The sequence below is a fragment of the Paenibacillus sp. FSL F4-0087 genome (genome assembly GCF_038020215.1).
GTDB classification, from domain to species: Bacteria; Bacillota; Bacilli; order Paenibacillales; family Paenibacillaceae; genus Paenibacillus; species Paenibacillus taichungensis.
The window spans coordinates 4,362,458-4,385,301 of sequence record NZ_JBBODJ010000001.1; the positions used below are offsets into that span (position 1 = coordinate 4,362,458).

21 protein-coding genes are annotated in these 22,844 nt (G+C 46.7%); 15 read left to right on the top strand and 6 right to left on the bottom strand.

Annotated elements, in window-relative coordinates; translation table 11 throughout:
- Positions 1–20 precede the first annotated feature (20 nt).
- Positions 21–569 (top strand): hypothetical protein, encoded by a 549-nt coding sequence (locus tag MHB84_RS20100; protein WP_076287847.1) that lies wholly within the window; start codon positions 21–23, stop codon positions 567–569.
- Between the two features lie 114 nt (positions 570–683).
- On the opposite strand, the gene MHB84_RS20105 is transcribed toward MHB84_RS20100, so the two are convergent.
- Together MHB84_RS20105 and MHB84_RS20110 are read right to left on the bottom strand one after the other, a co-directional pair.
- Positions 684–1,751 carry an ABC transporter substrate-binding protein gene (locus MHB84_RS20105; RefSeq protein ID WP_076287848.1) on the bottom strand — a complete coding sequence of 356 codons (1,068 nt, stop codon included), beginning with the start codon at positions 1,749–1,751 and terminating at the stop codon, positions 684–686.
- A gap of 87 nt (positions 1,752–1,838) precedes the next feature.
- The gene (locus MHB84_RS20110) at positions 1,839–3,407 is read right to left on the bottom strand and encodes a helix-turn-helix domain-containing protein (RefSeq protein ID WP_076287849.1); all 1,569 of its coding nucleotides are present in this window, start codon (positions 3,405–3,407) and stop codon (positions 1,839–1,841) included.
- Between the two features lie 423 nt (positions 3,408–3,830).
- Here MHB84_RS20110 and MHB84_RS20115 point away from each other — a divergent pair, with 423 nt between their 5' ends.
- Complete coding sequence (locus MHB84_RS20115; RefSeq protein ID WP_083678804.1) at positions 3,831–4,940, top strand: MFS transporter; 1,110 nt, start codon at positions 3,831–3,833, stop codon at positions 4,938–4,940.
- Positions 4,941–4,967: 27 nt separating this feature from the next.
- On the opposite strand, the gene MHB84_RS20120 is transcribed toward MHB84_RS20115, so the two are convergent.
- A complete protein-coding gene (locus MHB84_RS20120; RefSeq protein WP_063565290.1) occupies positions 4,968–5,408 on the bottom strand; it encodes an Lrp/AsnC family transcriptional regulator in 441 nt (146 codons plus the stop codon).
- A 169-nt stretch (positions 5,409–5,577) separates the two neighbouring features.
- Here MHB84_RS20120 and MHB84_RS20125 point away from each other — a divergent pair, with 169 nt between their 5' ends.
- Together MHB84_RS20125 and MHB84_RS20130 are read left to right on the top strand one after the other, a co-directional pair.
- On the top strand, positions 5,578–6,753 hold the full coding sequence (locus MHB84_RS20125; protein WP_076287851.1) for a serine hydrolase domain-containing protein: 1,176 nt from the start codon (positions 5,578–5,580) through the stop codon (positions 6,751–6,753).
- Positions 6,754–6,844: 91 nt separating this feature from the next.
- A complete protein-coding gene (locus tag MHB84_RS20130) occupies positions 6,845–7,096 on the top strand; it encodes a hypothetical protein (protein WP_076287852.1) in 252 nt (83 codons plus the stop codon).
- 103 nt (positions 7,097–7,199) lie between these two features.
- On the opposite strand, the gene MHB84_RS20135 is transcribed toward MHB84_RS20130, so the two are convergent.
- Positions 7,200–8,099, bottom strand: a complete 900-nt coding sequence (locus MHB84_RS20135) for a TetR/AcrR family transcriptional regulator (RefSeq protein ID WP_076287853.1) — start codon at positions 8,097–8,099, stop codon at positions 7,200–7,202.
- Between the two features lie 147 nt (positions 8,100–8,246).
- Between MHB84_RS20135 and MHB84_RS20140 the strand changes: the two genes are divergently transcribed.
- The 11 genes from MHB84_RS20140 (at position 8,247) to MHB84_RS20190 (ending at position 18,693) form a co-directional block, all read left to right on the top strand.
- Positions 8,247–8,975, top strand: a complete 729-nt coding sequence (locus MHB84_RS20140; protein ID WP_076287854.1) for an MBL fold metallo-hydrolase — start codon at positions 8,247–8,249, stop codon at positions 8,973–8,975.
- Positions 8,975–10,090, top strand: coding sequence for an AbrB family transcriptional regulator (locus MHB84_RS20145; protein ID WP_076287855.1), 1,116 nt, complete (start codon positions 8,975–8,977; stop codon positions 10,088–10,090). Before MHB84_RS20140 ends, MHB84_RS20145 begins: the two co-directional genes overlap by 1 nt.
- A gap of 265 nt (positions 10,091–10,355) precedes the next feature.
- On the top strand, positions 10,356–10,793 hold the full coding sequence (locus MHB84_RS20150; protein ID WP_064635956.1) for a MerR family transcriptional regulator: 438 nt from the start codon (positions 10,356–10,358) through the stop codon (positions 10,791–10,793).
- A 140-nt stretch (positions 10,794–10,933) separates the two neighbouring features.
- Entirely contained in the window at positions 10,934–12,034 is a 1,101-nt protein-coding gene (locus tag MHB84_RS20155; protein ID WP_076287856.1) for an MBL fold metallo-hydrolase, read from the top strand.
- Positions 12,035–12,111: 77 nt separating this feature from the next.
- A complete protein-coding gene (locus MHB84_RS20160; RefSeq protein ID WP_064635958.1) occupies positions 12,112–12,921 on the top strand; it encodes an SDR family NAD(P)-dependent oxidoreductase in 810 nt (269 codons plus the stop codon).
- Positions 12,922–13,197: 276 nt separating this feature from the next.
- Positions 13,198–14,016: a purine-nucleoside phosphorylase gene (locus tag MHB84_RS20165; protein ID WP_076287857.1), complete on the top strand. Its 819-nt coding sequence runs from the start codon at positions 13,198–13,200 to the stop codon at positions 14,014–14,016.
- A 192-nt stretch (positions 14,017–14,208) separates the two neighbouring features.
- Positions 14,209–14,538: a GRAM domain-containing protein gene (locus MHB84_RS20170; protein WP_076287858.1), complete on the top strand. Its 330-nt coding sequence runs from the start codon at positions 14,209–14,211 to the stop codon at positions 14,536–14,538.
- 335 nt (positions 14,539–14,873) lie between these two features.
- On the top strand, positions 14,874–15,413 hold the full coding sequence (locus MHB84_RS20175; protein WP_076287859.1) for an SMI1/KNR4 family protein: 540 nt from the start codon (positions 14,874–14,876) through the stop codon (positions 15,411–15,413).
- A gap of 44 nt (positions 15,414–15,457) precedes the next feature.
- The gene (locus MHB84_RS20180; RefSeq protein WP_076287860.1) at positions 15,458–15,898 is read left to right on the top strand and encodes a GNAT family N-acetyltransferase; all 441 of its coding nucleotides are present in this window, start codon (positions 15,458–15,460) and stop codon (positions 15,896–15,898) included.
- A 141-nt stretch (positions 15,899–16,039) separates the two neighbouring features.
- A complete protein-coding gene (locus MHB84_RS20185) occupies positions 16,040–17,287 on the top strand; it encodes an MFS transporter (protein ID WP_256716736.1) in 1,248 nt (415 codons plus the stop codon).
- 83 nt (positions 17,288–17,370) lie between these two features.
- Positions 17,371–18,693: an LLM class flavin-dependent oxidoreductase gene (locus tag MHB84_RS20190; RefSeq protein ID WP_076287861.1), complete on the top strand. Its 1,323-nt coding sequence runs from the start codon at positions 17,371–17,373 to the stop codon at positions 18,691–18,693.
- Positions 18,694–18,726: 33 nt separating this feature from the next.
- Here MHB84_RS20190 and MHB84_RS20195 read toward each other — a convergent pair whose 3' ends face one another.
- Both MHB84_RS20195 and MHB84_RS20200 read right to left on the bottom strand, forming a co-directional pair.
- The gene (locus tag MHB84_RS20195) at positions 18,727–19,410 is read right to left on the bottom strand and encodes a hypothetical protein (RefSeq protein ID WP_143764550.1); all 684 of its coding nucleotides are present in this window, start codon (positions 19,408–19,410) and stop codon (positions 18,727–18,729) included.
- Positions 19,411–19,601: 191 nt separating this feature from the next.
- Positions 19,602–22,751 (bottom strand): alpha-mannosidase, encoded by a 3,150-nt coding sequence (locus MHB84_RS20200; protein ID WP_076287863.1) that lies wholly within the window; start codon positions 22,749–22,751, stop codon positions 19,602–19,604.
- Positions 22,752–22,844: the final 93 nt, after the last annotated feature.

Genomic DNA, 22,844 nt, shown 5'->3' on the forward strand with positions numbered 1-22,844 from the left:
ATGAGTTGAGGAGTTGGACCATGAAGAAAAAAATCATTTCGATCGTGCTTGCCATCTGGGTATTGATGATTGTAATCAGTGTGGTTCTTCTATTTCTGCCCAGAACGATCCATCTTGATGGAGTGGGTGTAAAATATCGGCTGGGAGAAGACAACAGGGAGTCAGAGCAAACGGTTCATATCAAGATGGATGGCAAGCGTTATCTAACGACCTCGGGTGACTACATATTCAGAGGAACTATTGATATTGAAGATGAATCTTTCCCTGTACCCGAAGATCAAAAGAGTCTCGAAATTCGTTTTCATAAAGGATACGGATCGATGGCATACATTAATTTTGGAAATGGGAAAACGGGTATCTTCCTATACGGAACACTATTCGTTGATCGTGCATTCAGCAAACTCACCATCGCCATTTCGGAGGAGCATCCAAGCGGAGAGCAGAACAGTAAAAGGTGGAGCTCCGAAAATGGGCTTATGCTCTCGATGCCCGCAACGAATCGTTCGGAAGCCATTCAGCTCTCTAATGAACTGATGGAAACCTATCTCGGGGGCTATACATTAAAATGAGAAACAAAATCATAAACATAAACAGGCATGCATTTACGTTGAGGGCCTTCTCCCTTCATGTAAACGACATGCCTATTTTTTTAATTATGCTGCAAATCTCTAGAGATCTTGCGTTCAGTTTCCAAGCAAAGCTTGTTCTACCTCATCCAGAACCTGACCATAGGCAATCGGTCCAAATCCAGCTACCCAAACCGTGTTGTCCACCATGTAAACCTGGTCGCTTTTCACAGCTTTCAGGCCTTTCCAGACTGCATTGTCACGCAGCTTAGTGAGCGCTTGTTCGTTATCTGTTTCACTACCGGAGATGATCATGAAAATACGATCCGGATTCAATTCAGGCAACAATTCGAGCGACACATTCTCAATAACTTCATTCATGACGATGCCTGCTTTGGCAAGATCAGGTGCATGGAGTCCGGCTATATCGTACAGCAGGTTCGGAGAATAGAAGGCGTTAGGTGATTTGTCACTTGGAGCAAATACCTGAATCTGCTTATCGGTCAAACGAAAAATCAGAATGGTATCATCCGCCGCATCGCTGGCAGCAACCTTGGTGCCAAGATCCTTCGCCTTTTGATACAACTGATCCACGATTTCGTCTGCCTCTTTTTCTTTGCCCAATACTTTGGCTGTATCCTTGAACCACTCAAGCGAATTGCTGAAGTAGCTGCTCATATATACCGGTCCAATTGCGCTGATCGCGTCGTATTCATCAACAAGTACTTCATTGGACAGAATGAGATCCGGCTCTGTGTCCAGAAGTGCTTCCTTGTTGAATTCATTGACGGAACCGAGCGGTACGACACCTTCGAGCTTGTCCTTCAGATAGGCAGGCATCTCCTGGCCGACTTGGGTCACCATGGCGTATGGTTTCATGCCCAATGCCACGAGGTGATCGGCATACGCATAGGTCAAGCCAGCGATACGCTTGGGTTCAGCAGGAATATCAACAGGACCCTTAATACCCTCAACGGTGCGTGTCTCCGTATTGTTTGCCTCGCTATCCGACGATGAGGTGCCGTTGGTGCTCTCTGTTGACTCACTTGCTGCGGAAGTGGATTCACCCGTAGAAGCCTGTTCGGCCTTGGAGCACCCGGCAACCATAATAAGCAGCAGCATTAGTATGATGCCTGCCTTCAAATTGGGTTTAAATCCTCGTTTGTTTCTTATATCTGTATTCATATGTGCATGTTCCCCTTTACTGATTATCATTCTCAATTACTAGTATAGGAGAGAAGATTCAGTGCGTCGAGGCACAAAAGGAACCATTCACATGCACGATAGTGACCGAAGGCGCTCGGGAATTTCACGTAATAACAGATCATGCGAGAAGGCATTATAGCTGCCGAATACATAATTCATCTGATCCCAATAAACCCGCCCTCGCCTCACAGCTTCCCGCGCTTTCCACCACGGTGAGTTCAACCATCTCTGCTGCTCGGCATCACTGACCGAAGGGTGGAACACCAGCATGATGTAATCGGCGTCCAGATCGTCCATTTTCCAATCCTCAGCAATATAGTGGCTCTGCTGTTCATGGATTAGGGAAGGAGTGGACAATTGCAGATCCTGATACAGGACCGCACCCATATGGCGGTAGCCGGCAACAAAACAATCCTGACTGCGAACGAGTAATGACACGATTGAAGCAGAGCCAATCTGCTGACGAAGATGGGTTGCAGCCTGATGGGATTTCTCATCATATTCATCCAGCCAGCTATAAGCTTGTTGATTTCGTCCGGTCGCCTCAGCAATTTCGAGGAACTGACTGCGCCAGTCCTGGGATTGAAAAGCAATCGTCTGTGTAGGTGCAATCTGGTTTAGCTGCTGAACATATGTATCGTCTGTATATTCACTGGTCAGAATCAGATCCGGTTCAGCCCGGAGCAATGTAGTTGAATCGGGCGCTTCTCCTTCATAGGCATTCATGAAAAGCGTATGATCGAGCAAAGAGGTTTCGGCTTTGAAAGCAGGTCCCGTTGCGGCGCAAGGCTCCAGTCCCAGTGCTAGCAGATGCCCTGTATATTGATTATTCATGGCGGCCACTCTGATCTGACGTGGATTCGAATGAATATAGACGGTGGGCGAGAGGCCCACGGTTTTTTTGAATATGCGACTGAAGTATAAAGGGTTGTTATAACCCACTTGGGCGGCTACATCCTGTATGGAGCTTTGTTGCCTAGTGAGCAGCCGTTTGGCGTGATGCATTCGAATGTCGGTTAGATATTCCTGCGGACTTTTGCCCACGTTTTTCTTGAAAAAACGGGAGTAGTACCCCTCGGAGAAACCAGCCCGTTCGGCAAGCTGTTGGCGTGTAATCGGCGTCTGATAGTTCTGCTCCATGTAACGCAGCGCGTCCAGTACAAGACTGGCCGAGTCATAATCGGAGGTGGCTTCAAGCCGTTCTCCTACATCTGCGGCCCACTGCAGGAATCGTCCTTGAATACGAATACGCTCCCATTGATTATGCTTCTGCCAGAGAATGTGCAGTTCTTTGATTAACTCGCGTTCATGGGATTGCAGAATACCAACACGGTTATGCTCAAAAAGGGGAGGGAGAATAAGAGCCTCTTCGGAATCCTCTCTATTCGAGACTTGCCCCTCTATCTCCAACGCGATGATGCGTAAAGGATCTTCGGAAGTCTGCCTAATCTGCAGCTGTTTGCCATCTTGGAGAAAAATAAAATGCCCTGCCTTGAGATCGCGATGCTGACAATTCACGGTTAGACAGATCTCTCCATCCTCCAGCAGCAATAACAGTTGTCCTTCTGTATGTGTGAACGGGTTGCCGTTAGAGGGCAGCCTGGTGTGGTGCTCAATGGATGTAAGATTATACATCGGGATGTCTCCCCTCTATGAAGCCGATTTCAGTGTGTGTTAAAAGGCATTGGAGTCAAAGCCTATGTATTATCTTATCATTCTAGCGAGTAACAGAAATGCTATCAATCATCTTCGTCATCTTCGATGTTCCCTTCGTTGTTTTCCCATCCTCTTTAATGATCCAGTACGCTATGATAATTGCTTTAATAGCGTTTACATTGAAATTCGAAGTGAAACACCAAAATTAAATGGATTATCCTTATAAAACGCTCGATCTGCCGTTGATTATGTATGCCAAATGTGGGTTCGATTTTATAAGCTTATTCTGTAGGCCAGAGGCTTCTGGACTATACAAAAATAAGAGGATAAAGGAGAGTCTTTGTGAACGCGAACACAATCGCAAAAGAACGCCTCCCCTGGTCAGCGCTGCTCGCTCTGGCCATGGCTGGATTCATATGTATTCTTACAGAAAGCCTGCCGGCGGGGCTGCTGCCGCAAATAGCGCAAGATCTGAATATCAAAGAGAGTCTTGCTGGACAGCTCGTCACTTTGTATGCAGTGGGATCTCTTCTGGCGGCAATTCCGCTGACGACAGCAACTCGTGGATGGAAACGCAGGCCACTGCTGCTATTATGCATCTTCGGTTTTCTGATTTTTAATACGATTACGGCCGTATCTTCAGTATATGGTTTGACCCTTGCTGCACGCTTCATGGCGGGTGTATCTGCTGGAGTGTTGTGGGGGATGACTGCAGGTTACGCACGCCGGATGGTTTCAGACTCGTTAAAGGGAAAAGCGATGGCTGTCGCCATGGTAGGCACACCACTCGCGCTTGCATTGGGCGTTCCCTTGGGTACCTTTTTGGGCAATTACGCAGGATGGCGTCTTATTTTTGGAACAGTTTCATTATTGACGGTAGTGCTTGTATTGTGGGTGCTCTGGAAAGTACCTGACTATGAGGGAGAGCCTGCACGTGATCAGCTTGCGCTTCATCGGATTTTTGTTATACCGGGGGTTCGTCCCATATTGTTTGTTGTTCTGACCTGGGTACTGGCCCATAACATTCTGTACACGTACATCTCACCTTATCTGGGCGAGACGATGCTGTCCGAAAGGGTGGACCTGGTTCTTATGATCTTTGGAGTGACTTCGGTAATCAGTATATGGATTATTGGGCTGTTGATTGACCGTTACATGAGATTATTGATTCTGGTTAGCCTTGTTCTATTTGCGCTGGCCTCGCTGGTGATGGGGATCTTTATCCATCAACCGATAATGATCATTCTGGGAGTAGTCGCTTGGGGGCTTACATTTGGCGGAGCGGCTACGTTATTACAGACTGCAATTGCGCAGGCCGGAGGCAAAAGTGCCGATGTTGCCCAATCCATGCTGGTGACAGCATGGAACCTGGGGATCGGAGGGGGAGGGATCGTCGGAGCTATCCTGCTGGACCAGACAGGCGCTCGTTTCCTGCCCATTTCCCTGATCCTGTTGATCGTTATGGCCTTACTCGTCGCCTGGTCCGCCAGTAAAAATGGTTTCCCAAGATAGGTTATTGAACTATGATCGATGAAACATTTACACCGGATTCGTTCCTTCAATGAGATTTTTGGTTGCAATAGGTGAGGACATCGCGATGAGGGTGGTGTAGGTACCGTATTGATCGCATCGGTCTCCAAATGCTTCAAGACCAGCAATCGAATCTGTCATGATCTTCAACAGGTAATTATGCTCTCCGCTCACGCGATGACATTCGATCACTTCGGGTGACGAACGGCAGAAATCAAGAAAGGCATGACAATCCCGTGTGCGAAAAAGAAGATAGGAAGTACTCGACCTCCCTATTTTCTGCGGGGAAATGATAGTACGGTACTCTTCGATTACACCGCTTTCTTCTAGACGCTTCACGCGTTCCGTTACGGCGGGTTGAGATAAACCGACCAGCTTGCCCAATTCCGTCATGGATAGCCTTGCCTGGTTTTGCAAATGAAAGAGGATATTAGTATCGATTTGGTCCATAAGATGGCCTCCTTTTAAATTATAGGAAATGTTTTGTAAATGCCTTTATATTCATCGCAGATTAAAGCAGATAACTTGGTTGTTTTATGTAATATGGATGAGATCATTTATATAATAAGCACACTTACTTAAATAATCAAGCACGTGGCACATGGAGGGGAAGAGTGAGATGGGAGACAGAAATATGAAGTTTAATCCTGCATTTGTAGAAGAAGTGATTCACCGTACGTTGGCAGAAAAAAGAATTGTGGGTTCCGTTGTTCAGATTGCGTGGAAAGGGGAAGTGGTCTATAACAGCGCGGATGGCCTCGCCGATCGAGAACAGAACAGACGCATGCAAGAAAATGCACTGTTCAGGTATGCTTCTGTAACCAAACCGATTGTATCCACCGCCGCCATGGTATTGATATCCCAAGGTAAATTAAAGCTGGATGACCCGGTTATGAAATGGCTACCTGAATTCCGTCCCGAACAGCCAAATGGGGAAGTGGCCTCCATGACGGTTCATCATCTGATGACACATACGGCGGGTTTAACGTATCGTTTTTTTCAGGAAAACGGAGGAACGTACGAACTTGCCGGAGTATCAGATGGGATGGATATCGCTGATATTACGCTGGAAGAGAATTTGCAGAGGATTGCTTCTGCTCCACTTCTGTATGAGCCCGGGAAGATGTGGAGATATTCGATTGCAACAGATGTACTCGGTGCAGTTATTGAGAAAGTGACCGGGCTGACACTGCGAGAGGCCGTACAACTGCTCGTGACTCATCCGCTGGGCATGAAGGATACAGATTTTGTCGCTGTGGACTCGGAGAGAATGACAGCTGCCTATGCGGACAGTTCCAACAATTCGGGGCAAACTCGTCGCTTGCGCGATGAGGACCATGTACCTTTTATTGAAGGAACGGCAGGCTTCCAACTCGCATCCGAAAGATACCTTGATCCATCGGCCTATCTTTCGGGTGGTGCGGGCATGATCGGAAGTGCAGGAGACTTTCTAGCATTGCTTGAAACGCTGCGTCAAGGTGGAGGTTCGCTTCTTCCTAAAGAGCTGGTCGTCGAAATGACGACTAATCAGATTGGCGATCTGGAGATGCCTTATTGGCCGGGAAGAGGATTTGGGCTGGGATTCACGGTGCTGAAAGATCCGGTTGAGGCGGGTACTCTGGAATCTACTGGAACGTGGCGCATGGGTGGAACCTATGGTCACTCGTGGTTTGTTGATCCAACAGAAGAACTGAGCGTTGTAGCTTTTACCAATACGGCTCTGGAGGGCATGTCCGGCAGATTCACAACTGAACTTTGCGAGGCGGTCTATGAGGGGATTGAGCGAAAGAGATAAGTTGTATTATGGATTTATATGGAAAATTATGATAAGGTAGAGCAGCAGATTACAGTGAAATCTAAATTTGATTCCGAAATGAGATGAGAAGATGGATGGCATCCGCAATTACCTGTTTGTTTTCGCAGGCAATTTTCTAGCTGCCTATATGATCTTTCCTGAAAGAACCATTGGTAAATCCGTGATGTTTGCTTCACTGATGCTGTTGCTGAGCATGGGGATGGATTTCATGAAAAGCAAACGGAAAGCAAACGGAAAGCAAACCCCGTTCAATAATTCCGTACCGATCATCGAAAAAGGTAAGCTGTCATCATGGATCGGTTCCGGTGGGGACTTGAAGTGATGCTGTGGTGAATTAATCTCGACAATAGTTAAAGAGGGAGTAAGTATATTTATATGCAGAAAAGCAACTGATTAATTTCAGTTGCTTTTCTTTGTAGTGAATCTTATTCTACTGACGAACGTTTCAGTACGAGACTAAGCTGTCGCACATAAGGTGCTAACTCACTAACTGAATCCAAAAAGTTGATATATACCCGTAGAAGAGTACCATTAGGCTTGGGTTGTCCTAACTCTAACTTTAGCCATTCGATAACCTCAAGCAGTTCATTCTGAATGGGCTCTGGCCGTGGTAGCTCGCGGATTTTATCGGCAAAAAACTTCAGAAGATCATCTAGATTGTCCTGCCGGGTCTGGTCATCTGGTGGATTGATTTCGTTGAAAAAGGCACTTGATGCCTTGAGCACAGGTTGGGCTTTGCTTGCGATCAAATCTCCGATAACAACATCCAGCCGATCCACAATAAATCCAGCCAAATTAGCCATGGGAGCAGCAATCACCGCTTGAAAAGTGTGAGACAGATATTCTTTGACCATGCCGCGGAAGATAGCGACAACATCCCCGAGATATGGGAGAATAGGCTCGCCGTATGTTTCGTAGAAGCAATCCTGATGTAAGGTCAGCAGAGAGGCACGTTTTTTTCTCCATTCGATTAGAAAGTTCTCATTACTTGTGATCGGCAGCTCTTTAAACTCACTGGTGAAAAAATAATTTTCAAGCATATATTGCAGCTGAAATTCGATCTTTTGGCGCAGTACTTCTTTTGGTGGAAGCCCCTCCAGCCGAAGTCTCCGATCAAGCTCCCTTGCCTCTTCGAACAGGATTCTGTGTACCTCGACAAATACCCCGGTAAATAGATCTTCCTTAGAGGAAAATACTTTATAGATGCTCGCCTTGGCCATGCTACAAGCTTCTGCGATGTCCTGCATGGAGGCTGAGAAATATCCTTTTTCTCTAAAAATGCGCATTGCTGTATCGACGATTAGTTGTCTTTTGAATTGTTCCATTTTAACCACCCCTTCACATTCTGACATGTCTTCTTATTGTGGTCAATAAAGGAAATTGACGAAAAAACTACAAAGTCATATAATGAACTTGTAAGTTTTTTGATTTATTTCTAGGGAGGTGAGCCAGAGCATTCGCTTTGGCACAATATGAAAATTAACGAACAGATTGCAATGCTAGTGCTTACTCTTAAGATGGGCGAGCATGATTTTGTTATTAACCCGGTGGCAATCCGTGACGAGCAATCTTATGTATTGGTGGATACCGGAATGCCTGGTTCTTACGGCCAAATCACGGAGCTTTTGATCCAAGCGGGAATTGACCCTGCGGCCTCTCATTCCATTATTTTAACCCATCAGGATATCGATCATGTAGGCAGCCTGCCGCAGTTCAAAGGCGAAGGTATAGAGGTGTATGCCCATGCGGATGACCAGCCTTATATCGATGGCCTAAAGCCGATGATTAAATTCAGCGGGGAACGCAAGGAAGGGCTGATTGCCTCACTTCCGCAGGATCTTGCTACTGCATTTGAAGCTACTTTTTCTGGAAAGGAAAAGAATGTGACCACGTTGCTGGCAGACGGAGAGAAACTGCCTTTCGGCGGCGGACTGACTGTAATCCATACACCAGGGCATACGCCGGGTCATATCAGCTTGTACCATGAGCCTAGTAAGACACTCATTGCAGGTGATGCATTAAATGTTGAAAACGATAAGCTGATAGGCCCTAATCCGGCAGTTACGCCAGATATGCCACTCGCGCTGGAATCACTCCGCAAGCTGAAGGCTTATCCAATAGAGACTGTAATTTGCTACCATGGAGGCATTTTTAAAGGCGATGTTCAACAGGCCCTAGATAAAATAACGGAGAACCTGTAATGGATGGTACCGGCGAAGCCCGGGTTGCGTTGTGGAAAAAGAGTAAGTGGGTCCGTTTTGTGATAACCTTTGCCATTGCTGTCCTTGGTGGATTTGTTTTCCAACTGATCCATATGCCAATTCCCTGGCTACTCGGCTCGATGGTGTTCCTCGTGATCGGCTCCAGATTGTTTAAAGGAATCACCTTATACTGGCCTGGACAAGTCCGCGATACCGGCATGGTTATCATCGGCTATACCCTAGGGCTTTCGTTCACCTTGTCGACCTTAACGCAGATCGGACTTCAGTTGCCGACGATGATTCTGTTCACATCTCTGCTGTTGTTATGTGCCGGAGCCATTGCGTATTTAATTTCGAAATTATCCGGTATTCCTTTCCCAACGGTGCTCATGGGCAGCATTCCCGGAGGACTCAGCCAGATGATTACGTTGGCCGAAGAAGTGAAGGGTATTGATATCACTGTCGTCACCTTTTTGCAGGTATCCCGCCTGATGATGATTATTTTCTGTGTGCCGCTGCTGATCTTCAGCCCATTGTTTCATGTCAGTGGCAGCCATAGCGCCGTAGCTGCTGCTGCGAGCGGATCTGCTGCGTTATTTCCGCATACTTTGGTCTTTGCCGCAGTATGCGTACTTAGTGCGTTCATCGCCAAGAAGATCAAGATGCCAACGGCCTTTCTGCTTGGACCAATGATGGGTACGATCCTGCTTAATTTGACCGGGTATGAGGGTCATGCGTTGCCACCCGTCGTACTCAGTCTTTCACAACTGATGATCGGGGGCTACATTGGGCTGCTGCTGGATCTGGAGAGTCTAAAGAACAAGGCAAAAATCGTTTTGCTCGCAATATTGAGTGGCGTGCTGCTGATTGGGGTCTCCATGGGACTTAGCTTGCTGCTGACACGAATGCATGACATCACAATCGTCACTGCATTTCTCAGCCTATCGCCAGGCGGTATGGACCAAATGGCCCTCATCGCTAAGGAAGTCAACGGCGACCTGTCGATTGTAACGTGCTATCAGCTCTTCCGAACCTTGTTTATCTTTTTTGCAGTTCCGCCGGTGTTAAAGCTGGCTTTCCAATCGTTGCTGAAAGGGAAAAAAGATACTATATAAAATGGATAAAAGAGAGAGGGAGAGTTGAGCAGGATTGGGGCTAAGAGGCGAGAAGGTGTGGGGAGAAAGAGTGGGGCGAGAGGATGAAGGTGTCTTAAGTATGGTTCACGGTGGCTTAAGGGTGTCTCAAAGGTGACTCAATCACCGTCCAACTACCTCCCAAGTGTAAATAGAGGCATTTATGTACCTTTATTATAAGGAATAAAGGGGCTGGCTTCGATTAAGGGCAATTTTTTGCTTATAATAGAGCTAGCTGTAACATCTTATGAACTGGACTTGGGGGAGAGTGAATTTGTTTACAATCAAGGAAGTATCTGAAAAATTAAATTGCCCTGCTCATACGATCCGATTTTACGATAAAGAAGGACTTTTACCCGATATTCGTAGGGATAATCACGGCAACCGCCTTTTTGAAAAACGAGATATAGACTGGATTCGCTTAATAACATGTTTTCGTGCCACAGGAATGAGCGTAGCGGATTTGAAAAAAATCGTTGACCTTGCCTTGCAGGGAGATGAAACGATCGGACAGCGCAGAGCCATACTAGAATCCCATCAAGCGGAGATCAAGAGAAAACAGCAAGTGCTAAATGAGGCTTTTGAAGCGGTTAGCCAGAAGCTTGAAGTGTATAACGATATAGAAAAGGGAAATCCTGAGGAACGTTTTCTAACGTACATTGGGGAATTAGATACAACCATATAAGTCGAGATTGTGACAAGTCACTCTATGTAAGAATAGGGTGGCTTTTTCTGTAATCAAAAACTTGCCTTAAAGTGCACTTTAAGATGTATGCTAACAGGGTTAAAAAAATTTCATCGGAATGAGAAAGCAGGAGAGACAGGATGAAATATGTAATAATCTTGGTCGTACTCGTATTAGTGATTTTCTGGGTCGTAAATTATTACCCGCCTCTTGGAGGGAGAAGTTCAGCGGATAGTAAGCGGCGTATTCATGAATCCGCTAACTTTATCGATGGGAAGTTTCACAATCAAATACCGACATCGATGGATTATAGTTTAAAAGATACCGCTGGGGCCTTATACGATACGATAAAAGGAAACCCAAATGGCCGACCAAAGGTAACCCTTCCAATGGAAATCTTTGATGCAAAAGCATTCTCAGACAGTACCGAGGATCAAGTCATGTGGTTTGGTCATTCGACCCTATTGATGAAGGTCAGTGGAGTGAAGCTTCTGCTAGATCCAGTATTCAGTAAATACGCCTCTCCCGTTGCTTTCGCGGGGCCAAAGAGATATAGCAATAAGCCGCTAGCACAGATTGAGGATTTGCCTGACATCGATGTCGTCTTGATATCGCATGACCATTATGATCATCTGGACTATGAGTCTATCCGTAAGCTAAAAGGAAAGGTCAAACAATTTATCGTTCCGTTAGGGGTCGCTGGACATTTGACAAAATGGGGTGTAGATCCGAGCCAGATTAAAGAGCTGGACTGGTGGGAAGAAGCATCGTATCAAGGGTTAACCTTCGTTAGCACGCCCGCAAGACATTTCTCTGGCCGCGGTGTCCGTTCTGGTTCCTCGTTATGGAGTTCCTGGGTTATTCAAGGTAAACAATCGAATGTATATTTTAGCGGGGATAGTGGTTATGGTCCTCACTTTAAGGAGATTGGCGATAAATACGGTCCGTTCGATCTTGCCCTCATAGAGACAGGTCAATATGATGTGAAATGGGCCAACATTCATATGGTTCCTGAGGAGTCCGTGCAAGCGTATCAGGATGTAAAGGGTAAAGTAATGATTCCTATTCATTGGGGAGCATTCACCCTGGCATTGCACAGTTGGACAGACCCCATTGAGCGCGCGAAAGCAGCTGCGGATAAGCTAGGTGTAGCTTTATCTACGCCAAAAATTGGAGAAAAGGTGATTATCGGTTCAAGTGTATTTCCTACTTCAAGCTGGTGGGAGTCCATTGAAAAATAATACTTGCCTTAAAGTGAACTTTAAGGGTTACGATATCTCACGAGCCAAGCTCAATTCGTGATCTGGAGGGAATACACTTGAGTAAAACCATTTTAATTACAGGTACATCAACAGGCTTCGGTAAAGAATTGGTTCTTCAATTTGCGAAGCGTGAATGGAATGTCGTCGCTACCATGCGGGATACATCGAAAGCTGCCGCTGAATTTAGCCAATATAGTAATGTACAAGTGCTGGCCCTGGATATTACTAATCAGGAAATGACCCACGAGGTTGTGGATGCGGTAACGCGCCAATATGGACGAATTGATGTGCTGCTCAATAATGCCGGATATGCTCAAGCAGGTATTTTTGAAGAAGTATCCGTTGACCAAGCACGTCAGCAATATGAAACGAATGTGTTTGGTGTAATGACCACCATTCAAGCCGTTCTTCCACAGATGCGGGAACATCGCTCGGGTCACATTATCAATATCTCATCTATGGGCGGCGTACAAAGCTTGCCAACGCTGTCTATCTACTGTAGCTCTAAAGCAGCGCTTGAAAACCTGAGTGAAGGTCTGGCCGCTGAGGTTAAGGGCTTGGGTGTAAACCTTACCCTTGTAGAGCCAGCAGGATTCAAGACAGGTTTCCAAGGAAATACTCAAGAAATTACAAGCGATATCCCGGACTATCAACCGCTGTATGATTGGTATAATGATCTTGCTGAGACCGCGCCTTATGGCGATGTTGAAAAAGCTATGTCAGCGGTTGCTGATATTGCCGGCACAGACAATCCTCCAAGAAGACTGGCTCTCGGAAGCATGGGGCTTGTGATGGCGCGTACGCAGCTGAATGGCATGCTTGAGGAATATGACAAGTGGGAACACATTACGGCAAGCGCAGATTAAATAGAAAGAAAGAGGAGTGGATAATACATCCGCTCCTCTTTTGCATAATAAAGAATCCATCATCTATTTAATGTTAAGGCGACGAACCTGATTTTGATGAGATTTTGAGACCATATTTCGACGTGTTACAGTCCAGGCTCAAACTTTAACCTGCTTTCGGGAGGGGAGGCAGAGTCCACTTTATCCGGCTCCCATTTACTTGATTACTAAAGTTCATTACACTTGGTTTATAGTACTTACTTAATCCAAACTCAGATGTTCAGGGGGAATATATCTATGCATCAATCTGCACATATTCAGGAAGCCAGAGATTACATATTAAACCGTATTAATAACAAACCTGTCGTGGGCATGATTCTGGGATCAGGGCTGGGAGCGCTCGCGGACGAGATCGAGAATGCAACCGTCATTCCATATACGGACATTCCTTATTTTGCTCAATCCGAGGCGATTGGTCATGCTAACGAATTGGTCATCGGAGAATTGATGGGCAAGACTGTCGTAGCTATGAAAGGACGCCTTCATTATTATGAAGGTTTTACGCTGGATGAAGTAACGTTCCCGGTTCGGATTATGAAAGCACTGGGTGTCGAGCAGTTGATTATCACCAATGCTTGTGGAGCAATCAATACCAGCTTCGAACCTGGACAGCTTATGTTGATTACGGATCATATCAATCTGGTAGGGAATAATCCGCTGATGGGTCCGAATAATGCCGAACTGGGTGTGCGTTTCCCGGACGTATCACAGGTATATAATCGCGAACTCCGCAGTATCGCCCTGAAGGTAGCGGAGGAGCAGAATGTTGGTTTGCAGCAAGGGGTATATGCATGGTGGAGTGGTCCTGCGTATGAGACTCCAGCAGAGATTCGCATGATTCGTACGATGGGCGCGGATGCTGTGGGTATGTCGACGGTACCTGAAGCGATTGTAGCCATTCATGGCGGCATGAAAGTACTGGGCATTTCCTGTCTGACCAATATGGCTTGCGGCATTCTGGATCAGCCGTTAAGTCATGATGAAGTGATTGAAGTCGCCGCAAAAGTGAAAACAACCTTCATCGGGCTGGTTAAAGGTATTTTGAAAGAGATGTAATCCGGAATCGAGAGGAAGCTTTCCTTCTTTCCTTTCAAAGCAAAAATATATTAAGCATTGTCCAAGACGGAGTGATTCCGTAGGGCAGTGCTTTTTTTACAAATGAACATGTGCAAAATATTCCTATATCGGTCAAAACGACCTATAATAATAGAGATTCAAGCTATAGGCTGAAAAAGGAGACTGATAGAAATGGAAGAATTGGGCCCTACTGAGTACGTCATTTTTGAAAGGATTCAAGCAAACTGGTTAAGAGGTTTTGAAGGAGTAGGAGGAAAGCTTTTCCTTACTAATGAACGATTAGTTTTTATTCCTCACGGTCTGAATTTTCAGACGGAATGGGTTCAAATCGAGATCTGGGCTATGACTAAGATTGAGAAAAGTGCGACATGGGGACTAATTCCTAACGGAATTACCATTACATTAGACAGTGGACATGTCTTCAAGTTTGTTGTCTGGAATCGTTCTAAGATCATCAGGGAGATTGTACAAGCCAAGAGAATGAATAACGAAATAATGTAAGTTTCAGATGAAGTACATAAACCAAAAAATGTGGGATAATAAGGTGAACGGATGCTGCTCTAGCCAGATGAATTTATCAAATCCTCATAGATTAATGATGCATTGAAATCTATATAGACAATATTAATAACATGATATGCACTAATAAGGCTATACAATGGGCACTGTCTATACGGAATTGATCCGTTGGGCGGTGCTTTTTGATTTGGCATAATGTGGGATTAACACGATCGTCATGCACTCCCTTGTATTTCCTATCTCTGATATCGTACAGTTAGATTTTCTATATCATTAGACTAGACAATCTATAAAGCGCACAAGAAGGAGAATGGAGAATGATAGAGCAAGCAGAGCTGCTATGGCAACGTATTATTGAAAAAGGGACGGGTGCAAATGCAGATTTTGAAGTAGCGCTCAATCTTCAACCTGGTGCGGGCGATGAAGATTTTCGATCTGTGGAAAATCAACTTGGGGTGACATTGCCTGAAGAGATGAAGGCTCTGTATCGTGTGCATAACGGACAAGCCTGGAATGTTGGCGTAGATTCCTTTGTGCGTAACCTGACATTGTCACCTTTGGATCAGGTGAAGGAGAACTGGACGTTTTTGCAGGAAGAATTCGACTCGGATGATATGGAGCCTGAGATTGAAGATGATGCCATTAAGCCAGTACTGTGGAACTGCAAATGGATTCCGATTGCAGAAAATGGTGGTGGGGATTATCTATGTCTGGACACTGACCCATCTAGTGCGGGAACGGTTGGACAGGTGTTGTACTTTTGGCATGATTGGGGACATCGATCAATTGAAGCTGCGGGGTTATTTGAATTCATTCAGAAGTGTCTGGAAGAAAAGGATGAGGAAGATGCAACGTAGGCAGCATGAATTCGAATAAATTATGCGTAAAAGGAGCCCTTCCAATGAACCAAATAACCATGCGTCAATCCAAGCAGGCAGATCAGGAGAACCTTGCTGAGTTGCGAGCTTTGGTTCTATATGATGATTTAAACAGGTTGAAAAGGTACGATGAGGTGAAGGTCCGTGAACGTTTCCGTAATACATTTGACCCTGAGTATACGTGGATTATTGAGGTCGAGGGTGAACTGGTGGGGTGTGTAGCGCTGAAACCCAAATCGGAGGAAATGCTACTGGAACATTTCTATATCCATCCCGACTATCAGGGTCGGCAAATAGGGACCCAAGTGCTGAACATGCTGCTGAAACGGGATGAGGTCCGGGGCAAACGTGTTACTTTAAATGTATTGCAGGGCAGTCCGGCTCGGCGTTTGTATGAGCGCTTTGGGTTTGTTTTGGACAGTGAAGATGAGGTGGATGTATTCATGTCCGTTCAAGTACAGTAATCGTTACGGTCAAAATAGCAGCATCTAACAGATCCATTCATTTAATTCTTGAATGGGTCTATTGAACTTTTCTATTATACTTTCCCGTGACGGTATTCTAATATGGATAATAACCTACTTTTTATATAGGAATTATATAGTATGGAGAATGCCGTGATGCCGCATTGGAAGCGAAATCTGTATATTCTGTGGTTTGGCCTATTTTTCAATCATATGTCTTACACCTTGTCTGTTCCGTTCTTTCCGCTGTTTCTGCAAAATGATCTCGGTATTCAGAGCGGATTGGAAGTCTGGTCCGGCATTTCGATTTCGATCAGCTTTCTGATCAGCGGACTATGTGCTCCCTTCTGGGGCTCGCTGGCTGACAGATACGGGAGCAAACTGATGCTGATTCGTTCGGGCGTTGGTCTCGCCATTGCTCATCTGGCTAACTATTTCGTTTATGACCCTTACACGTTTATCGCTGTGCGGATATTTCAAGGACTCATGGCCGGCTTCAATCCTGCATCTATTACATTAGTCGGCACCAATACACCGGAGAAGCATATAGGTTATGCGCTTGGTGTCATCTCCACATCCACGGCTGCCGGAGGAATTCTGGGACCGCTTGTGGGTGGAGTACTAAGCCATTGGATCGGGCTGCGCGGATGCTTTATCGCATCGGGGATCATTACGCTGCTCTCGGCTGTGATGGTGATATGGGTAAAAGAAGCCCGCGGTCCCCGCACTGTGGTTCGCACAAGTATTCTGGGTGATCTGAAAAAAGCAGCCTCCACTCCGGGATTAATGCGGATCTATGGTTTGATTTTGCTCGTTTCAACTTCTGTGCTCATTATTGAACCTGTGCTGACGCTTTATGTGGTCCAGATTGGTGGGGACGTCAGTAGTGCAACACTCAGTGCAGGAATCGTCTTCTCGGCTATCGGTGTGGCAACGGTAATTATGGGGCCGCGCTGGGGAAGAATTGGCGGGAAGATCGGATATGAGAAAACCCTGTTTATCGGCCTGCTGGGCGGCGGCATTGGCAGTTTACTGCAACTGACGGCGTATAACCTCATTTATTTTGGAAGTCTGCGATTTGTCTATGGTCTGTTCTTCGCTGCCGTGTATCCGGCCTTGAATGCGTTAATCATCAAATATGCTGACCGTGATTTCCGAGGAAGGGCTGTCAGTCTGAGTCAGACTGCGAATCAATTTGGTATTGTACTCGGCCCGTTACTTGGCGGTTTTCTGGGCGGATGGACGGGGATTCCTTTTGTTTTTCTCCTAACAGGCATTGTCCTTCTGGGAGCAGCTTGGACAGTCCGGGTAAGCGAAAGGAACCAGGCGAATAAACCGGGATTGGGTATGGCAGCAGCAGAAGCAGGCGCAAACAGCATAAAGAAATGATGAAATGAAGAAACGACTCTCAGAGAAAAAAGGTACTCGGACTGAATTAAATGGTCATCACCACAATATAGGGAGGAATTAATATGTCACAACGACGATTGAGATTGGGAGCAAACTTGAATGGAGTGGGAAATAGCATCTCTTTTTGGCGACACCCGGATATTCCGATCAATGCCAGCGTAAATCTGGATTTCTACAAGAAGCAGGCGATTAAGGCAGAGGAAGGGAAGTTCGATCTGCTCTTTATTGCCGACGGCCTCTTTATTAACGAGAAATCCAACCCGCATTTTCTGAATCGTTTTGAACCGTTAACCCTGCTCTCCGTTCTTGCGGGAGCAACTTCACACATTGGGCTGGTCGCCACGTTGTCCACCTCGTATAGTGAACCGTTCACAGTGGCAAGACAATTTGCCTCCCTGGACCATATTAGTGGAGGAAGAGCCGGGTGGAACGTAGTCACTTCACCACTGGAAGGCTCGGCTCTGAATTTTGGCAAAGGTGAACATCCGAACCACGCGCTGCGCTACGAAATTGCAGAAGAACATCTGAATGTGGTTAAAGGCCTGTGGGATTCCTGGGAGGATGACGCGTTTATCGGGGATAAAGAGAACGGTGTTTTCTTCGACCCATCCAAACTGCATACGCTGAACCACAATGGAGATCACTTTTCCGTCCAGGGGCCACTCAATGTGGCGCGCTCGAAGCAAGGACATCCGGTTGTTTTCCAGGCAGGTTCTTCCGAATCCGGCAAGGATCTGGCGGCCCGATCGGCCGATGCTATATACACGGGGCATGAGACGTTGGAGGAAGCTCAGGAGTTCTATTCGGATGTGAAGGCACGAGCGGTGGCTTATGGTCGTAAGGCAGAAGATATCCTGATCTTCCCTGGCATCGGTCCCATTGTGGGCAGAACGGAGGAAGAAGCGGAGCGCAAGTATCAGGAAATCGCGGAGTTGGTCGATATTGACCATGCACTGAATTATTTGGGACGTTACTTCGATCATTATGACTTTGCCCAATTCCCATTGGATGAGCCTTTCCCGGAGATTGGTGATTTGGGCAGTAACAGCTTCCGCAGTACAACGGACAAGATCAAGCAGCAGGCACGAGAACAGGGGCTGACCCTCCGCCAAGTGGCATTGCTTGCATCGACACCTCGCACATCTTTCATCGGTACACCGGATCAGATCGCTGATCAGATTCAGGAGTGGTTCGAAGGGGGAGCTGCGGACGGTTTCAACATTCGTACAGTTGTGCCGAACGGACTCGCGGATTTCGTGGACCTGGTCGTACCTGTCTTACAAGAGCGCGGCCTGTTCCGTACCGAGTATGAGCATGAGACACTGCGCGGTAATCTGGGTCTTGAGATTCCACGCAATCGATATACATTAGAGACGGTAAAATAAAAATCAATTATGGTACATCGAATTGCTTTCAGTTCAGAATGCATTAATAGCGATCCAGAAAGCCCCTATCATAACGACAATCCCGCATACTTTGCTCAAAAAGTAATCAAAGTCGCTAGGTTCTGCATCGTTCGCCCAGAACGAACGAAGCGAGAGGTAGAAAAGGAAGTCTTGAAATTTTTGATAACGGAAGCTGCACCATCCGAATATCGCTGCGGCTAATGCGAGAAACAGATAACCTGGAGCACCACGAGTGTAATGATAATCTGGGTAGGCGGCTGTTACAAGCGTTGCAGGAGAGAATTGTTCTTCCCCATCCTGAAGTACTCTTTGGCTGCCAACGTACAAGAAGACCTCGGAAACGCTATTGCCTTTTGCATCAAAACTTATTAATTGTCCGGAATGATCTTGGACTTCATATTTGTTCCCGTTAGGATATATCAACTTATACGTTGTACTGAACGCAGAATCAATTTTCGTGATGAGATATTGCTGATGATTGATGTAAACAGTCCGTTCCTGATGATCAAGGCGTACTTGAATAGGATCTGCCGTTCTGCTGCGATAAGTCGTTAGATTACCTTGTTCACTATCGAATGTGTACTTGTTGTTCTCAACATGGAAAATCGGCTCTGTGAAATAAGGTCTGGACAGGATTGCGATGATTACGGACAGGACCAGGACGCATGAAAAGAAAATGAAGGTGGGGGACTTCATTTTTTTGAGTGACTCTCCCATATAAACGCCATCCTTTCCATTTTGTTCTATAATACGTCATTGAGAAGCATTGGTTGCGGACCGTTACTGTCTGAATAAGGACCGAATAACCACAACACGAAGAAACCAGCAAGTCGCCCATCATCTGGGGATTTGCTGGTTTCTTTGGTTAAGCTGCTACAGTTATAGGATTATACTCTCAGATCAACCTCAAACGTCTTGATTTCATAAGGTTCAAGAGCAAAAGTTATCGGTGTATCATACAGGAGTTCGCCCTCCGGTACTTCCATAAGATTGCATTCTCTCCACGCGTGAATCCGTAGATCGCTTGTCAGTTCATGCATATTCATGCTGCCGGAATAATCATGAACGCGTACGATGACACGATTGGAATCCTCCGCCTTCTTAACTGCCGAGATCATGGCTGTGCTGCCGGACAAGGTGAGCATGGATCGACTTGGCTGCTCTGATACCCCTTGTGTATATCGAGCTGGAGCATTCAGAAGCCAGGCCTGCTGCACGGTTCCGCCAACGAGCCAATCTCCCTGATGCGGAAGAAGAGCATAGGTGAAGCTGTGCAGTCCCTGATCGGCATGTGGATCAGGGTGCGTAGCGCTCTTGATCAGGGTCAGCCGCATGACGTTGTCTTTAATGTCATAACCATACTTGGAATCATTCAGCAAACTGACGCCATAACCTCTATCGGACAGATCAGCCCATTGATGGCCAACGGATTCGAAACGCGCCCAGTCCCAACTTGTGTTCCAGTGCGTCGGCCGTTTAACGTTACCGAACTGAATATCGTAGGTGGCTTCCGTAGAGCGGATGCCGACTGGGAAGGCAACTTTCAGCAGTTGCTGCTGTTCATGCCAATCCACCTCAGTGGTGTAATCGATTCGTCGCTGCCCGGTATATACAGTCATGTTCTGCGTAATCGTGGAGCCAAGGTATTCCCAAGCAAAGCGAATCACGGTCTGAAGTGGTCCCGTCTCTACGACTTCAATGCTGGTGCATTTCGTAATCTCTCGCATATCCTCCTGATAGAAGATATCAATATCCCAGGCCTCGTGGGCAAGCGGTTTGTCCTCGAACACCTGAAGCACATTGCCTCTAGCGCCTTTGGCAAGCACCTCACGATGTGACTCTTTATCGTAAAGGCGGGTCAACTGCCCATTCTCATTCCACTCGAGCAGATAGAACGGTGTCTCAATTCCGTTGGCTGTGTGGATGAATGGCGATTGCTCAGGGATATCGTTTACCGTACCGCTCTGGAAGTGAATGGTGGTATACCCCAGCGAAGGAATATTATTCACCTCGACGGACCAACGTGCATCCTGGTATTGAGCGTTCAGGATCTCTCCTGAATCGCTCAGCCAAGTTCCCGTTTCCAATTCGCCTGATGCCGCAGGAATGCTCACGATTTCTGTAACGACCCATGGGGAGGAGTTCCAAATGGTGTACGTATACGGAGATTCTTCGCTGCAAGCGATAGCCATCCGAGCCTGCGTGTCTACGTGACTGCCAATCTGCTCAGCTTCTGCATATTCAATTCTGCTATCCTCATACACCTCTGTGATGGAGGAACCGGGAATGATGTCATGGAACTGGTTGCGCAAAATGATTTTCCAACCCGCAGTCAGAGACTTCTCTTGATACAGATTCCAGTCATTATGCACAATACTTTGCAATGCATTCAGCCATTCCGCTTCGCGGTAAGCCAGCTCAAGCTTACGGTTCATCCGTTTGTTGTACGCCTGACTGGTATACGTTCCGCGATGATACTCCAGATACAGTTCGCCATCCCAAGTATGGATGTACGAATCGGTTTTCTCGACCGTCTCCTGCAGCTTTTCAAAATAATCATCTGCGCGTCCTGTCTTGACCTTGGGCAATCCGGGCAGTTGATCCAGCCGTCGTCTCATCTCCAGCATTTCCCGGTTAACTCCGCCTCCACCGTCTCCGTATCCGTACGACAGCAGCAGATCCTGGTTCATCTCCTTATCACGGTAGGCATCCCAGATGCCCTTGACCGTCTTCGGAATGATTTTCCCGTTATAGGTATAGAACCATGAACCCGGCTCGGACCAAGGCTCGGGTGTAGTAATGAAGTGGGTCAGCACCTCTGAGCCGTCAATGCCGCGCCAGTGGAATGTATCGAATGGCATGCGGTTGTATTGGTTCCAGCTGATTTTGGTTGTCATGAACGTATGGATGCCGGATTTTTTCAGAATTTGCGGCAGAGACCAGCTGTAGCCGAAAACATCGGGCAACCATAGATATCGGCAATCCGTCCCGAATTCTTCTTTGAGAAAACGAGTGCCAATCAGCAATTGTCGGACCAGGGATTCACCCGAGGTCAGGTTGCAGTCAGCCTCCAGCCACATGCCGCCGCCCGCTTCCCAGCGACCTTCAGCGACACGTTCCTTGATGGATTCGTACAGTTCCGGGTAGTCCTCTTTCACATATTCGTACAATTGCGGCTGTGTCTGAAGGAAAACATACTCCGGGAACATCTCCATCAGACGCATGACCGTAGAGAAGGAGCGGGCGCATTTCTCGCGCGTGTGCTTCAACCGCCACAGCCAGGCAACGTCAATATGAGTATGGCCAATACAAGTAACGGTCACATCAGAGGCCTTGTCCATCGCATTCAATCGGGAGCTTAGGTCATCTCTTGCGTCATGCACAGAGGAATAGAAGACATCGGACTTAGGCTGCGACCAGTCAATCAGTCGGAAGGACTGCTGGAGTGCATGAAGCAGCTTTGTACGCTCCGGTGCATGGGCGTCCAGAATGTTGACCGTTTCCAGAATCGCCGACCCTGTAAATACAAGATCATCAACAGCTTCATCCAGCCAGCACAGTTCTGCTTGTCTGAACGTATGCGTCTGGTTGCGGGGCTGACCACCACCTTCCAGACCGGACCATAAGCGGAAGACCAACTCGTTGGTGCTGCCTGCGGCAGAGGCTGGAAAGAACACTTCCTTGTGGTTGGAATCTACGCCTTGAAATGGCTTGCCATCCCAGTAGAACAGTGATTCAAAGCCGGAATTGTTACCACCCCCGGTATCGCCAAAATCAAACAGTCCGACAATCCGTTTATCTTCCCAGGAGGCAGGGAACTCGACTTTTGTACGCAGCCACAAATAGAGATCTCGACCGGACCAACTTTCTCCTGTATGCATAGGCTTCCAATGGCTATCGTCTCCAGGCAGGACAGGGTTGATCTCTTCCCTGTGGTCTTCGCAGGCGAGAAAATGATTTAAAGGCAGACGATCCCGGTAACGGAGCTCGGATAATTCATGAATACGTGCTTGTAGTTTGTTTTCAGTAAGAAACATCATAAAAACCCCCAGTTCATTTTATCGGGGAGTGATTCATATATAGAGAGCATCCAAAGCGAGTATGTATTACATAACTTTTATAGGGGAATG

Bases quoted from the DNA above. Each gene is read 5' to 3' on its own strand.
- MHB84_RS20100 (WP_076287847.1), top strand. From the start codon at position 21: ATGAAGAAAAAAATCATTTCGATCGTGCTTGCCATCTGGGTATTGATG.
- MHB84_RS20105 (WP_076287848.1), bottom strand. From the start codon at position 1,751: ATGAATACAGATATAAGAAACAAACGAGGATTTAAACCCAATTTGAAG.
- MHB84_RS20110 (WP_076287849.1), bottom strand. From the start codon at position 3,407: ATGTATAATCTTACATCCATTGAGCACCACACCAGGCTGCCCTCTAAC.
- MHB84_RS20115 (WP_083678804.1), top strand. From the start codon at position 3,831: ATGGCTGGATTCATATGTATTCTTACAGAAAGCCTGCCGGCGGGGCTG.
- MHB84_RS20120 (WP_063565290.1), bottom strand. From the start codon at position 5,408: ATGGACCAAATCGATACTAATATCCTCTTTCATTTGCAAAACCAGGCA.
- MHB84_RS20125 (WP_076287851.1), top strand. From the start codon at position 5,578: ATGGGAGACAGAAATATGAAGTTTAATCCTGCATTTGTAGAAGAAGTG.
- MHB84_RS20130 (WP_076287852.1), top strand. From the start codon at position 6,845: ATGGATGGCATCCGCAATTACCTGTTTGTTTTCGCAGGCAATTTTCTA.
- MHB84_RS20135 (WP_076287853.1), bottom strand. From the start codon at position 8,099: ATGGAACAATTCAAAAGACAACTAATCGTCGATACAGCAATGCGCATT.
- MHB84_RS20140 (WP_076287854.1), top strand. From the start codon at position 8,247: ATGAAAATTAACGAACAGATTGCAATGCTAGTGCTTACTCTTAAGATG.
- MHB84_RS20145 (WP_076287855.1), top strand. From the start codon at position 8,975: ATGGATGGTACCGGCGAAGCCCGGGTTGCGTTGTGGAAAAAGAGTAAG.
- MHB84_RS20150 (WP_064635956.1), top strand. From the start codon at position 10,356: ATGAACTGGACTTGGGGGAGAGTGAATTTGTTTACAATCAAGGAAGTA.
- MHB84_RS20155 (WP_076287856.1), top strand. From the start codon at position 10,934: ATGAAATATGTAATAATCTTGGTCGTACTCGTATTAGTGATTTTCTGG.
- MHB84_RS20165 (WP_076287857.1), top strand. From the start codon at position 13,198: ATGCATCAATCTGCACATATTCAGGAAGCCAGAGATTACATATTAAAC.
- MHB84_RS20170 (WP_076287858.1), top strand. From the start codon at position 14,209: ATGGAAGAATTGGGCCCTACTGAGTACGTCATTTTTGAAAGGATTCAA.
- MHB84_RS20175 (WP_076287859.1), top strand. From the start codon at position 14,874: ATGATAGAGCAAGCAGAGCTGCTATGGCAACGTATTATTGAAAAAGGG.
- MHB84_RS20180 (WP_076287860.1), top strand. From the start codon at position 15,458: ATGAACCAAATAACCATGCGTCAATCCAAGCAGGCAGATCAGGAGAAC.
- MHB84_RS20185 (WP_256716736.1), top strand. From the start codon at position 16,040: ATGGAGAATGCCGTGATGCCGCATTGGAAGCGAAATCTGTATATTCTG.
- MHB84_RS20190 (WP_076287861.1), top strand. From the start codon at position 17,371: ATGTCACAACGACGATTGAGATTGGGAGCAAACTTGAATGGAGTGGGA.
- MHB84_RS20195 (WP_143764550.1), bottom strand. From the start codon at position 19,410: ATGAAGTCCCCCACCTTCATTTTCTTTTCATGCGTCCTGGTCCTGTCC.
- MHB84_RS20200 (WP_076287863.1), bottom strand. From the start codon at position 22,751: ATGTTTCTTACTGAAAACAAACTACAAGCACGTATTCATGAATTATCC.